Below are 12,783 nucleotides of genomic sequence, written 5' to 3'. Positions count from 1 at the left end.
TACAGATGATCATCGAGAAAGTCCTCGGCAACGTGCACGACCAGGCCGTGGAGTCCTACTTCGGACTGCACCGGGAGAAGGTGGTGCTGCCCAGCGCACAACTGCTCAAACGGATCCAGCGGGTCACCACCGACCACGGCAACGAGATCGGCATAAGGCTTCCTGCCGGTTCGGCCGACCTTCGTGACGGAGACGTGCTCCACGTGGCTGCAACCAACATGATCGTGGTCTCCGTGTTGCCCACCGACGTCCTGGTGATCGCATCCCGGACCATCCACGAGATGGGTGTGGTGGCGCATTCCCTCGGCAACCGGCATCTGCAGGCACAGTTCTTCGAGGCGGCCTCGGAGTACGGCGCCGAGGTCATGGTGTGCCAGTACGACCACACCGTCGAGGACTATCTCAAACACGTCGGAGTGCCCTACGACCGCCAGGAACGCGTCATGCCAGTGCCTTTCCGCCATGCCGAACACAGCCACTAACTCGTACCAGCTCGCACTGCGGCAGCTGACTGATTCCGGGCTTCCTACCGGGGCGTTTGCGCACTCGCTGGGGTTTGAGACGTACATCGACCGTGGAGTTGTGGTCGATGAGGAGTCTTTCGGGGTGTGGCTGGGGGCGTTCCTATCGCAGCAGCTGACCTATTCGGATGCGTTGGCCATGCGGTTCTTGTATGAGGGCGTCCCTGTGGCTGAGCTGGACGAGCTGCTGACCGCGCAGCTTTTGCCTCGGCAGGTGCGGGAGGCCAGCGTCAAGATGGGGAACCGGCTGCTCGAAATCGGCACGGAGGTGTTCCCGTCACCGGAATTGTCGGAGTACCGGTCGCTGGTGAGCGGGGGCCGGGCCGCCGGCCATCAGCCGCTGGCGTTCGCCGTCGTCGCCCGTTCCCTGGGGGTTCCCCCGGCGGAGGCGACCGCCGCGTATCTTTTCGCGGCCGTCACGTCCCTGACGCAGAACGCCGTCCGGGCCATCCCGCTCGGGCAGAACGCCGGCCAGCGGGTGTTGCGGAACGCGCACGACGCCGTTGCTTCCGCCGTCGAGCGGGCCGCCCACCTGACGCCGGACGACTTCGGCGCGGTCAGCCCCGGACTGGAGATTTCACAGATGAGGCACGAACGGCAACGTGCGCGCATGTTCATGAGCTAACTGTGCTTTTTACTGAACTGTGCTTTTTTTACTGAGGAGGACAACATGAGTGAACCCATCAAGATCGGCATCGGCGGACCCGTCGGGGCCGGGAAGACCCAGCTGGTGGAGCGGCTCACGCGGCACATGAGCGCGGAGACCTCCATGGCCGCCATCACCAACGACATCTACACGATCGAGGACGCCAAGATCCTGGCCGCCAACGGCATCCTGCCCGAGGACCGGATCATCGGCGTCGAGACCGGCGGCTGCCCGCACACCGCCATCCGCGAGGACACGTCCATGAACACGGCCGCCATCGAGGAGCTGAAACAGCGGCACCCGGACCTGCAGGTGATCTTCGTGGAGTCCGGCGGCGACAACCTCTCCGCCACCTTCAGCCCCGAACTGGTTGACTTCTCGATCTACATCATCGACGTCGCGCAGGGCGAGAAGATCCCGCGCAAGGCCGGCCAGGGCATGATCAAGTCCGACCTCTTCATCATCAACAAGACAGACCTGGCCCCGCACGTCGGCGCCGACCTCGCCATCATGGAACGGGACTCGCGCGAATTCAGGGGTGCCAAACCCTTCTGCTTCACCAACCTCAAAACGGACGAAGGCCTCGAACACGTCATCAACTGGATCCGGCGCGATGTCCTGATGCTCGACCTCCAGCCATGAGCACGACGGCGACGGTGCAACCGGCGCCTTGCGGTGTGCTTGAGCTCGTCATCAGCGAACGTGGTGGGCGTTCCATTGCGTCCCGGCAGTTTCACGAAGGTGCACTTCGGGTACTCCGGCCGCACTATCTGGATGAGTCCGGGCAGGTTTGTTATGTGGTGGTGAATCCGGGCGGCGCCTATCTTGGGTCCGATCTTTACGTGGTGGACGTGGAGGTGGGAGACGGGGCGGACCTGCTGCTCACCACGCAGTCTGCGACCAAGATCTACCGGACCCCGGGCTCATTTGCCGAGCAGCGGATGACCGTCCGGCTGGGAGAGGGCTCGCGGCTGGAGCTGGCGCCGGACCAGGTCATCGCCTACCGGGAGGCCAGGTACCGGCAGAACACCCACATCACGGTCCGGCCGACGTCGAGCCTGGTGATGGCCGAGGTGGTCACGCCGGGGTGGTCCCCGGACGGCGCGTCCTTCCGATATGAGGAACTGCGGCTCCGGAACGAGATTCACGTGGAGACGGATGGCGGCACCCGGCTGCTCGCCCTGGACAACCTGCTGATCCGCCCGCCGCTTGACGACGTCACCGGCACGGGCTTCATGGAGGGCCACAGCCACCTGGGCTCGCTGGTGGTGGTGGACGCCCGCGTGGACCAGGCGCTCGCCGACGAACTGCACCGGCTGGCCGAAAAGTTCGATGCCTACACAGGCGTCTCGCTCAGTGCCACAATGGACGGCATCACGGCGCTGGTGCTCCGTTCCCTGTCCAACAGCACCGAAAAACTCAATACGCTATTGGGTGGCTGCAGCGGCCTTCTCCGCCAACGCTGGTACGGCCAGGCGCCCCTGAACCTGAGGAAGTACTGATGACTGCCTTAACCCAGTTCGCCACCATGTACCGCGAGCGTGAGCAGTTGCCGCTCCGGACGCGCCTGCTGGCCACCTTTGGTGCGGTGGGATTCCTCCATCTTGCCGCCGTCGTGCTTCTGGTTGCCGGCACCGCTGCATCGGGGCAGCCGCTGGCGTTCGGACTGGTGCTCACGGCCTACCTGGCCGGCATCAAGCACAGCTACGACTGGGACCACATCGCCGCGATCGACAACTCCACGCGGAAGTTCGTGGCTCAGCGGCAGGATCCCACGAGCGTGGGATTCGCCTTCAGCCTGGGGCACAGTTCTGTGGTGATCCTGGCCGGGGCACTGGTGGTTTCCGGAGTTTCGCTGGTGGGCAGGTTCATGACCGGGGGCAGCACCGGGAACCTGGTCCTGGGGCTGATCGGCAGCGGCGTCTCCGGGCTGTTCCTGCTGGCCATGGGGATCTTCAACGGGTCGGCATTTCTGGGCGCCGCCAGGTCCTACCGAAGGGTCCGCGGCGGCGGAACGGTGCTGCCCGGGGAACTGGAAGCCAAGGGCTTTGTGGCCCGACTCATGGCCCGGCCGCTGTCCAGGGTGCAGCGGCCCAGGAACGTGTACGTGATCGGATTCCTGTTCGGGCTCGGTTTTGATACGGCCACCACCATCGGGCTTCTGGTGATGACTACGGCGGCTTCCCTGGCGGGTGTTTCCCCCGCCGCGCTGCTGGCGTTGCCGCTCGCATTCACCGCCGCCATGACCCTGTGCGACACGGCCAACGGCGTGGCCATGATGCGGATGTACAGGTCGGCCATCCATGATCCCCTGCGCAAACTCGGGTTCAACGCCGTCATCACCGGGCTCTCGGCCCTGTCTGCGCTTTTCGTCGCCGTGATAACCCTGGGCGGCTTCTTCAGCGAGGCGTTCGGCCTGGACGACCCGCTCACCGCCTGGCTGGGCGGCATCGAGCTGGGCGACGCCGGGCTGCTGCTCGTGGCTGCATTCCTGCTGCTGTGGGGCGCGGCAACGCTGCGCGGGCGTCGGAAAACCGCCTAATCCGGCTTAGTCCGCGTCGGCCACGATCCGCTTGTAGAGTTCCTTCAGCCCGCCCACCGTGCCGATGACCTGGCCCAGCATCAGTCCGTCCATCACGGCAAGGCTGCACAGCTTCACGATGTCCGCGGGGACCCACAACGCCACAATCCGGCTGCGAAAGATACTGAAGAGGATGTAGGCCACCAGGATGATTCCGCCGAGGATATCCAGTTTGCCCACCACAGTCCTGGCGGCCCGGTCCCATTCCAGCCGGAACATGCGGCTGGCCACGAGTCCGACGGCGATTCCTCCCACCAGTGCCGCCACCGCCGGCGGGACCGCCTGGGGAGTGGCCAGGAAGAGCTCAACTATGACCACCACGAGTAGCACCACAAAGATCACCGCAAAAATCCGCATCCGCGTCCGGATCTTTCTGTCGACGTGGCGCCGGGCAACCTCCCGCCGCGCGCCCCGGGGAATGCGGGTGTGGGGGCGGGAGCCTTGGGCGGGTTTGCCGCCGTGGTCTGCGCGGCGGCCGTCCGGGTGGCTCATGCGGCCCAGTCTACGCCTGGGCAACGGGGCGCCATACGCACAAGCGCCGTATACCCGGCGGAGCGCCAAGTGGGCTAAGAAGGCCTAGCTGCCTAGCTGCCTAGCTGCCGAGCTTCGCGCGCAGGCCGCCAATGACCACGTCCAGGCCAAAGTCGAAGGCGTGCCCGCCCCGTTCCTCCGATGGCCCCGCATTGCCGAGCGCGCGCTTCAATGTGGGGTAGCCCTCCGCCGGCGGGTCCCACACCACTTCCGGCGCCGCCAGGTCCAGGGCCGCGCCGAGGGCAAAGCTCTCGATGGTGGAGATGGCTGCCACGACATCACGCCCGCGGAACCCCGCGCTCTCCAGGGCCAAGGCCAGGTCCTCGTAGAGGCCGATGACCGCCGGATCCGTGATGGACTGCAGCACCAGCAGCGGAGCCAGCCGCGGATGGCGGGCAAATGCGTCCCGGTACGCGCGGATCAGAACCCGCAGCGCGACTTCCCAATCGCTGTGGTCCACCGGCGGGTACGGCTCCTCGGTGATGATCCGGTGCCGCAGCAGTTCCAGGATCTCGTCCCGGCCGCTGACGTGGTTGTAGATGGAGGACTGGCTGACGCCGATCTTTTTCGCCAGCTTCGGAAAGCTGAAGTCGCCGCTTTCATCGACCAGTTCCAGCGCGGCAGTGGTCAGGGCCTCCACGGATATCAGCGGGAGGAGCGGGCGCCCCATGGAATCTCCTGTCTGCAGCTCTGGAACATCGGAACCCAGCCTAGTCTGCGCCTCCTGCCGGAGCCGCTTTTGCGAAAGGTATTGTGCTCCGCGCCACACGCCCGCATACTAAAACGAAAGCCTTTCGTTTAGTCGGGCTTCCCAGAAAGGACGGACCAGTGCCGGATATCCGAACCAGACCTCCGGCGTCGTCTGCGGACGGCGCCCTCAAGCGCAATGCCCTGGGCACGGGCGGCATCGCCTTCCTCGTCATTTCGGCGGCAGCGCCGCTGACCGTCATGGCGGGCGTTGCCCCGGTGGCCATCAACGTCGGCGGCATTGGCGCCCCGGCCGGCTATCTCCTGGCAGGCCTCGTGCTCACCCTCTTCGCCGTCGGATTCATGGCCATGACCCGGCATGTGAAGGCGGCCGGCGGTTTTTACACCTACATTTCACTGGCCATGGGCAAGACGGCGGGACTCGCCTCAGCCATCCTGGCGATCGTCTCCTACAATTGCCTGCAGATCGGCGTCTATGGCCTTTTTGCCGTCCAGACCCACGACATGCTCAAGGTGGTCTTCGGGCTGGACGTGTCCTGGCCGGCGATTGCCCTCGCCGCGGTGGCCGCCGTATGGTTCCTCGGCTACCGGGGCATTGACGTCGGCGCCAAAGTGCTCGGCGTGCTCCTCGTGGCCGAGACCGGCATCCTGGCCGTGATGGGGGTGGGCATCCTCGGCAGCGGCGGCGCGCACGGAATCAGCGTGGGCTCCTTCAGCCCGGAGAACGCGTTCGGGCCGGGCGTCCTGGCCATCCTCGGCATCTGCTTCGCCGCCTTCATGGGCTTCGAGTCCACCGTGCTGTACCGCTCGGAGGCCCGCAACCCGGACAGGTCGGTGCCCCGCGCCACGTACATCGCCGTCGGCTTCATGTCCGTGTTCTATGCCTTCATCGTCTGGGCCGTGGTGCAGGCCTACGGCGAAGACCGCGCCGCGGAAGCCGCCGGGGAGCTGGCCGGCGGGATGTTCTTCCAGACCATCAACCACTATGTGGGCCCCTGGGCCGAGGTGGCGATGTACATGCTGATCGTCACCAGCGTCTACGCCTCGCAGCTGGCATTCCACAACGCGATCAACCGCTACGTCTACATGCTGGCGCGCGACGGCGTGCTGCCGGCCTTCCTGGGGCAGACCCACCCGAAGTTCAGGTCGCCGCACCGGGCCGGCCAGCTGCAGACGCTCCTGGCCGCCGTTGTCATCACCGTGTGCGCCGTCCTTAACGCCGATCCCTACCAGCAGTTGCTGATCTGGGTGAACACCCCCGGGATCTTCGGCATCGTCGGGCTGCAGGGCCTGGTGTCGGTGGCGGCCTTCCTCTACCTGCGCCGGAACCCCGACGCCGTGACGCACCGGCTGATGGTCCCGCTCAGTTTGGCGTCGGCCATCCTGCTCTTCGGCGTAGTGCTGCTGATCGGGATCAACATCGAACTGCTCACCTTCGCCGACGCGCTCACCAACACCGTCCTCATATTGGTTACCCCGCTTGTCTTTATCGCCGGACTCCTGACCGCCCGCTGGGTACGCCGCCACCGGCCGGAAACCTACGCCCAGATTGGAAGCTTCGAAACCCATGAATCCTGACGTGATCATCCTTGCCGGCACAGTCCACACGATGGACGGCATGCCCTCAGGGAGCCCGGCGCCGCAGGCCGTTGCCGTCCGGAACGGCGTGATTGCCGCCGTCGGAAGCCGCGCGGATGCGGCCGGGTGGCCGGCCGCGGAGGTCATCGACTTCGGCGACGCCGTGCTGACCCCCGGCCTTGTGGACTGCCATATGCACCCTGTTTTCGGGCTGGAACTGACCCGCGGCTGCGACCTGTCCGGCGCCGCGGACCTTCCCGCGGTGCGCGCACTTCTGCGTGCCGCGGCAGCTGAAACAGCGCCAGGCGAGTGGGTACGCGGCTGGGGGCTGGACCCCAACGTGTTCGGATCCGCCACCGCCCACCGCGACCTGATTGACGGCGCCGTCTCCGGACAGCCGTGCCTCATCCGGCTGTTCGACGGGCACTCCGCGCTGGCCAGTTCCCAAGCCCTCGAAATCGCGGGGGTCACCGGTCCACGCTCCTTCGACCAGGCCGCCGAGGTGGTCTGCGACGGAAGCGGCAAACCCACGGGGCTCCTGCTGGAGGCGGCCGCCGTCGACCTCGTTGCCCGGGTGGTGCCCACCGAGTCCTTCGCGGAACGGAAGGCGCGGCTGGCGGAACTGCTCACGCAGTTCTCACGGTCCGGGCTGACCGGGGCACACGTCATGGACTGCAATGACGATTCGCTGGAGCTTTACCGGGCGCTCGAGGAAGAGACCGACGGCGGCCTCCCGCTCCGGCTGCGGATCTCGCCGTGGTGCATGCCCGGCAGCGGTGAACCGGAATGGCGCGTGCTGGCCGGGCAGGTCGGCGCCGGCGGACGGCGCTGGGAGGTGGCCGGCATCAAGCTGTTCGTCGACGGCACCGTGGACAACGGCACGGCCTGGCTGTTTGAGCCCGATGCCTACGGTGAGTCGGTGGCACCCTTCTGGCCCCGGCCCGAGGAGTATGCCGAAGCCGTGCGGTACTTCGCCGGACGCGGCATTTCCACGGCCACGCACGCGATCGGCGACGCCGGGGTGGCCGCCGTCCTGGACGCCTTCGAGTCCCTGCCTCCGGGCACAGGGGCCACTCCGGCGGCGCGGGGAGTGCACCGGATCGAACACCTCGAGACCGTTCCGGACGAACTGATCCGCAGGTTCTCCCGGTCCGGCCTCATCGCCAGCATGCAGCCCACCCACTGCACGCACTACTCCCGCGCCGACCACTCGGACAACTGGTCCACCCGGCTCGGCACCGAAAGGGCCAACAACGCCTGGCGCTGCGCGGACCTCCGTGCCGCAGGAACCACCCTGGGGCTCGGCTCCGACTGGCCGATCGCCCCGTTCGAACCGCTGCCCATCCTGGCGGACGCGCAATTACGACGGCGGTCGGGCCGCCCGGGTGAGCAGCCGGTTGTTCCCGGCCAAGCCCTCACGGCCCTGCAGGCGCTCGAAGGCTACACCTCGCACGCCGCCCGTGCTGCGGGGGAGTGGGGCGTTTCCGGGTCCGTCACTGTAGGCAAGCGCGCGGACTTCACAGTGTTCGACGTGGATCCGCTGGCCGTTGCGCCTGATGACCTTGCAGCGGCCCGGGTCCTGGCGACCTTCGTGGACGGGCAGGTGCAGCACTCCGCAGCCAGAACCGGCCTGCAGTTGCGTTAGGCGGTGAGGGGCTCCAGCCGCCTGCGCAGGAGGCAGAACTCGTTGCCCTCAGGGTCGGCCAGGACGTGCCACTGTTCGTCGCCGGTCTGCCCGACGTCGGCGGGACGGGCGCCGAGGGCGAGCAACCGCTCCAGCTCGGCGTCCTGGTCCCGGTCGACAGGGTTAACGTCGATGTGCACGGGGAGCCTGCCGGTCCGCGGGTTGCTGCTGGGGCTCAGGATGATGGTGGGCTGCAGGCCGCCGAACCCGGCGCCGGGCGGGCCGATCTCGATGGACCCGCCCTCCCGGTCGAGCTCGACGTAGCCGAGCACCTCGCTCCAGAACCGTGCGAGCAGTTCGGGGTCGGCGGAGTTGAGGACAAGTTCGCTGATACGGCATGCCATGGGAGTCAGTGTACGGCGGGCACCGCCATCTGGCCGGGCATACTGTCCTCGGGGAGGTCCGCCAGGAGCTCGGCCTCCGTGGGCGGATTGGCTCCTGGGCGGCGCACCGTGATCGCGGCGGCCTTCGAGGCCGTGCGCCCCAGTGTTTCCAGCACGGCAGGCGCCAGGCCGTCCGATCCGCGCGCCAGCAGTCCGTAGATCAGCGCCGCCATGTACGAATCCCCGGCGCCAATGGTGTCGGCCACCGCGGACCGGATGGCCGGCACCACCAGCTGCAACTCCGGAGTGGCAAGCAGCGATCCTTCTGAACCGCGGGTGACCACCGCCAGCCCCGCCCCCAGCTGGAGGATCCGTGCCGCGGTGTCCTCCAGCTGCAGGTCCGGGTAGAGCCAGCGGGCATCCTCGTCGCTCAGCTTGACCACGTCCGTAAGCGGAACCAGCTCCTCGAAGATGGTCCGCGCCTCGGCCTGGCTGCCGAGGAGCGCCGGGCGGATGTTGGGATCGTAGGTGACCAGGCATTCACGGTGCGACTGCTCCAGGAGGGTCCTGACGGCTGCTGCGCCCGGAGCCAGGAAAGTCGCGATCGAGCCGGTGTGGAGCACCCTGGGCAGGGACGCCGGGGCCACCGCCGGCAGTTCCCAGCGGATGTCGAAGTCGTAACTGGCGGAGCCGTCGGCAGCCAGCGTCGCGGTGGCCGTGGCCGTCCGCGCCTGTGTCCGGGAGCCGGGCAGCAGTGCGACTCCGGCGCGCTGCAGGTGCGCCTCGATGGCACGGCCGCGGCCGTCGTCGCCGATCGACGTGAGGAGCGCTGTCCGGATGCCGAGCAGGCCCAGCCCGTAGGCAACGTTCGACGGCGATCCGCCGGGGTGCTCGACGGTTCCGTTCGCGGACGCAACGACGTCCACCAGCGCTTCACCGATGACGATGACTTCCGGAGTCGCTGTGCGGGTTCCGGAGTAAGCAGTTCCGGCGTTGGAGGTGGGGATCACGGTGGGGCCTTTCATGGAGCTGTCCGCGGGCCGGCTTCGGCCCGCGGACGGGGTTGGTGCTGGGTTTTCGGGTGCTGCCTTGATGGGTTGGGCTCCCGGTTAGGTGCCGGGCTGTGGGCAGTGCCGGCTTGTCAGGCCGTGGCGGCGCCCGTCATGATCGCCACGGCGTCGGTCATGCTGTGCGACTGAGGCGTGATGGTGGCCGCGCACTTTCCGAGCCGCTGGATGTGGATGCGGTCCGCCACGTCGAACACATGGGGCATGTTGTGGCTGATCAGGATCACCGGCAGGCCCCTGTCCCGGAGGTCCCGGACCAGCTGCAGGACCTGGTTCGATTCCCGGACGCCGAGTGCCGCCGTCGGCTCATCGAGGACAACCACCTTGGAACCGAACGCCGCGGCGCGGGCCACGGCCACCGCCTGGCGCTGGCCGCCGGACAGGTTTTCCACCGGGACCGTCACGTCCTGCAGGGTAGAGATGCCCAGCCGGGTCAGTTCCTCCTTGGCCTTGCGGCGCATGCCCTTGGTGTCCAGGACGCGGAAGAGCTTGCCCAGCGGGCCGGCCAGCCGTTCTTCACGGCCGAGAAACAGGTTGGAGGCGACGTCCAGCGCGGGTGACACCGCGAGGTTCTGGTAGACGGTCTCGATGCCGTGGGCACGGGCGTCCTGCGGCCGCTTGAAGTGCACTGTCTGCCCTGACACCTTCAGCTCGCCGGAGTCTGGCACCTCGGCGCCGGTGAGGCACTTGATGAGGGTGGACTTGCCTGCGCCGTTGTCGCCGATGACCGCGAGGACTTCACCCGGGTAGAGGTCCAGGCTGACGCCGTCCAGGCCCACGACGCGTCCGAAGGTTTTGACGAGGTTGCTGGCCTGCAGGATCGGCTGCCGAACCGCCGTGCCGGACGGCTGGGTTTCAGTGGCGGTCATGATTTCACCTTTCGGATCCACTGGTCGATGGACACAGCGAGGATGATGAGGACGCCCACGGCGAGTGTCTGGTACAGCACGTCGAGTCCCGCCAGGGACAGGCCGTTGCGGAACACGCCCACGATCAGCGCGCCGAGGAGGGATCCCCAGACGGAGCCGCGGCCGCCGAAGAGGCTGGTTCCGCCAATCACGACGGCGGTGATGGAGTCGAGGTTGAGGTCCACGCCGGCGTTGGGGCTGGCGGCGTTGGTGCGGCCGATCTGGAGCCAGGCACCCATGGCCAGCACGGCTCCGGCAGCCAGGTAGACGCTCATGAGGACGCGGTTGACGGGAATGCCGGCCAGGCGCGCAGCTTCCTTGTCATCCCCGACGGCGTAGACGTGCCGGCCCCACGCTGTCTTGCCCAGGATGAAGGCAACAGCGCCGTAGAGCAGGAGCATCATGATCACGCCGGTGGAGATGCGGACCGGGCCCAGCGGGAACGTGCTTCCGGTCCAGGTGAGCAGGCCCGGCATGTTGGACCCGCGGACGGTGGAACCGCCGGAGTACAGCAGGGTGACGGCGATGAAGATGTTCAGGGTTCCGAGGGTGACGATGAACGGCGGAAGCTTGAACCGGGTGACGAGGAAACCGTTGAGGGCGCCCGCCCCCAGGCCCACCACCAGGCCGGTCAGCAGAGCGAGCGGGCCGGGAAGGCCGCCGCCCACCGCCAGCTGCGCCACCACCATGGAGGAGAGGATCATGACGGCGCCCACGGAGAGGTCGATTCCCGCGGTGAGGATGATGAGGGTTTGCGCGATCGCCAGCGTTCCCACCACCGAGACCTGCTGGGTGATCAGGGAGAGGTTTTCGAACCGCAGGAACCGGTCGTTGAGTAGCCCGAAGATCACCACCGCCACGAGCAGCACGATGGCGGGACTGAGTGCAGGGTACCGGTGCAGGACGTTGCGGATGCGGCTGAGCGGTGTCTGGCGGTCGAGGAATTCCTCGGCGAGGTCGGCATGGCCGGTGGCGGGCGGGCCGGCTGTCTGTTGCTGGGTCATGTTCGCTCCTGTCATGTCCGGTTACTTGCCCCAGCAGATCTGGGAAGCTTCCGACGTCGTGATGCTCTTGACGCCGTCGGCGGCCTTGTCCGTCACGAGCTCCACGCCGGTGTTGAAGAAGTCCAGGCCCTCGGAGTTGGACGGCTTCTGGCCGGTCTTGGCGAGGTCGGCGATGGCCTTGACGCCGAGCTCGGCCATCTTGACCGGGTACTGCTGGGCGGTGGCGCCGATGATGCCGGACTTGACGTTGTTAACGCCGGTGCAGCCGCCGTCCACCGAAACCACCAGGACGTCCTTTTCCTTGCCGGCGGACTTCAGGGCCTCGAAGGCGCCGGCAGCAGCGGGCTCGTTGATGGTGTAGACGACGTTGATGTTGGGGTTCTTGGCGAGCAGGGTCTCCATCGCGGTGCGTCCGCCGTCCTCGGCGCCCTGCGATGCCTGGCTGCCGACGATCTCGTAGTCGCCGCCCTTGCCGCCCGTGTACTTGCCGGTCTTGGCCTCGTCGCCGTTCTTCTTCTTGTCCGCGGTGTCGATGCCTAGCCCGGCGAGGAAGCCCTGGTCGCGGTTGTAGTCCACCGAGACCACTTTGTCGTCGAACAGGTCCACGAGGGCGATGGTGGCCTTCTTGCCGCCCAGCTGGGCGGCCGTCCACTTGCCGATCAGCTCGCCGGCGGCGAAGTTGTCTGTGGCGAAGGTGATGTCCGCAGCGTCTGCGGGGTCCGGCGGGGTGTCCAGCGCGATGACGAACAGGCCTGCGTCCTTGGCCTTCTTCAGCGCGTCGACCACGGACGGGCCGTTGGGCGTGATCAGGATGCCTTTGTCGCCCTTGGAAATAGCGTTTTCGATGGCCTGGATCTGGGTGTCCTCATCGCCGTCGGCCTTTCCGGCCGCGAGCTTGAGGTCGACGCCGTCCGCCTCCGCCGCCTTCTTGGCTCCGTCCTGCATGGAAACGAAGAAGGGGTTGGACGTGGTCTTCACGATCAGCGAGACGCCGACCTTTTCGGACGAGGAGCCGCCGGTGGTGGTGGTGGCGGTGGAACTTCCGCCGCAGGCGGTGAGGCTGAGCGTGCCGAGAGTAAGGACTGCGCCGATGGCGAGCAGGCGGTGGGTGACTGTCCGCGGGGCTGTGGAACTCAACATTGAATCTCCTCCGGGTTGTGGCATCTGAGCATGCCTGACAACGATGTCAGGCATCATGTAATCAATGTCACAGGGTAGAGTCAAGGCAAATG

At 67.0% G+C, this 12,783-nt stretch carries 14 protein-coding genes; 7 read left to right on the top strand and 7 right to left on the bottom strand.

Annotated elements, in window-relative coordinates; genetic code table 11:
- Nucleotides 1–5 precede the first annotated feature (5 nt).
- From ureE to ACFQ50_RS10175, 5 genes are all read left to right on the top strand, one after another.
- Nucleotides 6–482: an urease accessory protein UreE gene (ureE, locus tag ACFQ50_RS10195; protein WP_377995410.1), complete on the top strand. Its 477-nt coding sequence runs from the start codon at nt 6–8 to the stop codon at nt 480–482.
- Nucleotides 463–1,146, top strand: coding sequence for an urease accessory protein UreF (locus ACFQ50_RS10190; RefSeq protein WP_377995409.1), 684 nt, complete (start codon nt 463–465; stop codon nt 1,144–1,146). The genes ureE and ACFQ50_RS10190 overlap by 20 nt, the downstream gene beginning before the upstream one ends.
- Before the next feature lie 45 nt (nt 1,147–1,191).
- Nucleotides 1,192–1,809, top strand: a complete 618-nt coding sequence (gene ureG / locus ACFQ50_RS10185; protein WP_377995408.1) for an urease accessory protein UreG — start codon at nt 1,192–1,194, stop codon at nt 1,807–1,809.
- 74 nt (nt 1,810–1,883) lie between these two features.
- Entirely contained in the window at nt 1,884–2,669 is a 786-nt protein-coding gene (locus ACFQ50_RS10180; RefSeq protein WP_377995461.1) for an urease accessory protein UreD, read from the top strand.
- Nucleotides 2,669–3,709: a HoxN/HupN/NixA family nickel/cobalt transporter gene (locus ACFQ50_RS10175; RefSeq protein WP_377995407.1), complete on the top strand. Its 1,041-nt coding sequence runs from the start codon at nt 2,669–2,671 to the stop codon at nt 3,707–3,709. The genes ACFQ50_RS10180 and ACFQ50_RS10175 overlap by 1 nt, the downstream gene beginning before the upstream one ends.
- A gap of 6 nt (nt 3,710–3,715) precedes the next feature.
- Here the strand turns inward: ACFQ50_RS10175 and ACFQ50_RS10170 are convergent, their stop codons facing one another.
- On the bottom strand, nt 3,716–4,240 hold the full coding sequence (locus ACFQ50_RS10170; RefSeq protein WP_377995406.1) for a hypothetical protein: 525 nt from the start codon (nt 4,238–4,240) through the stop codon (nt 3,716–3,718).
- A 100-nt stretch (nt 4,241–4,340) separates the two neighbouring features.
- On the bottom strand, nt 4,341–4,949 hold the full coding sequence (locus ACFQ50_RS10165) for a TetR/AcrR family transcriptional regulator (RefSeq protein WP_377995405.1): 609 nt from the start codon (nt 4,947–4,949) through the stop codon (nt 4,341–4,343).
- A gap of 158 nt (nt 4,950–5,107) precedes the next feature.
- Here ACFQ50_RS10165 and ACFQ50_RS10160 point away from each other — a divergent pair, with 158 nt between their 5' ends.
- Together ACFQ50_RS10160 and ACFQ50_RS10155 are read left to right on the top strand one after the other, a co-directional pair.
- Complete coding sequence (locus tag ACFQ50_RS10160; protein WP_377995404.1) at nt 5,108–6,565, top strand: APC family permease; 1,458 nt, start codon at nt 5,108–5,110, stop codon at nt 6,563–6,565.
- Nucleotides 6,555–8,210 carry an amidohydrolase gene (locus ACFQ50_RS10155; protein WP_377995403.1) on the top strand — a complete coding sequence of 552 codons (1,656 nt, stop codon included), beginning with the start codon at nt 6,555–6,557 and terminating at the stop codon, nt 8,208–8,210. Before ACFQ50_RS10160 ends, ACFQ50_RS10155 begins: the two co-directional genes overlap by 11 nt.
- Here the strand turns inward: ACFQ50_RS10155 and ACFQ50_RS10150 are convergent.
- The 5 genes from ACFQ50_RS10150 to ACFQ50_RS10130 form a co-directional block, all read right to left on the bottom strand.
- Nucleotides 8,207–8,593: a VOC family protein gene (locus ACFQ50_RS10150; protein WP_377995402.1), complete on the bottom strand. Its 387-nt coding sequence runs from the start codon at nt 8,591–8,593 to the stop codon at nt 8,207–8,209. The two genes, ACFQ50_RS10155 and ACFQ50_RS10150, sit on opposite strands and share 4 nt — an antisense overlap.
- Nucleotides 8,594–8,598: 5 nt before the next feature.
- Nucleotides 8,599–9,597 (bottom strand): carbohydrate kinase, encoded by a 999-nt coding sequence (locus ACFQ50_RS10145; RefSeq protein ID WP_377995401.1) that lies wholly within the window; start codon nt 9,595–9,597, stop codon nt 8,599–8,601.
- A gap of 116 nt (nt 9,598–9,713) precedes the next feature.
- A complete protein-coding gene (locus ACFQ50_RS10140) occupies nt 9,714–10,508 on the bottom strand; it encodes an ATP-binding cassette domain-containing protein (RefSeq protein WP_377995400.1) in 795 nt (264 codons plus the stop codon).
- Nucleotides 10,505–11,551, bottom strand: coding sequence for an ABC transporter permease (locus tag ACFQ50_RS10135; protein ID WP_377995399.1), 1,047 nt, complete (start codon nt 11,549–11,551; stop codon nt 10,505–10,507). Before ACFQ50_RS10135 ends, ACFQ50_RS10140 begins: the two co-directional genes overlap by 4 nt.
- 21 nt (nt 11,552–11,572) lie before the next feature.
- The gene (locus tag ACFQ50_RS10130) at nt 11,573–12,691 is read right to left on the bottom strand and encodes a substrate-binding domain-containing protein (protein WP_377995398.1); all 1,119 of its coding nucleotides are present in this window, start codon (nt 12,689–12,691) and stop codon (nt 11,573–11,575) included.
- Between the last annotated feature and the right edge of the window lie 92 nt (nt 12,692–12,783).

Origin of the sequence: Arthrobacter sp. NPDC056493 (genome assembly GCF_042795115.1) — a bacterium.
Taxonomy (GTDB): Bacteria; Actinomycetota; Actinomycetes; order Actinomycetales; family Micrococcaceae; genus Arthrobacter.
The sequence above is the reverse complement of the archived record's forward strand: the minus strand, read 5'-3'. Positions and strand labels throughout refer to the sequence as shown.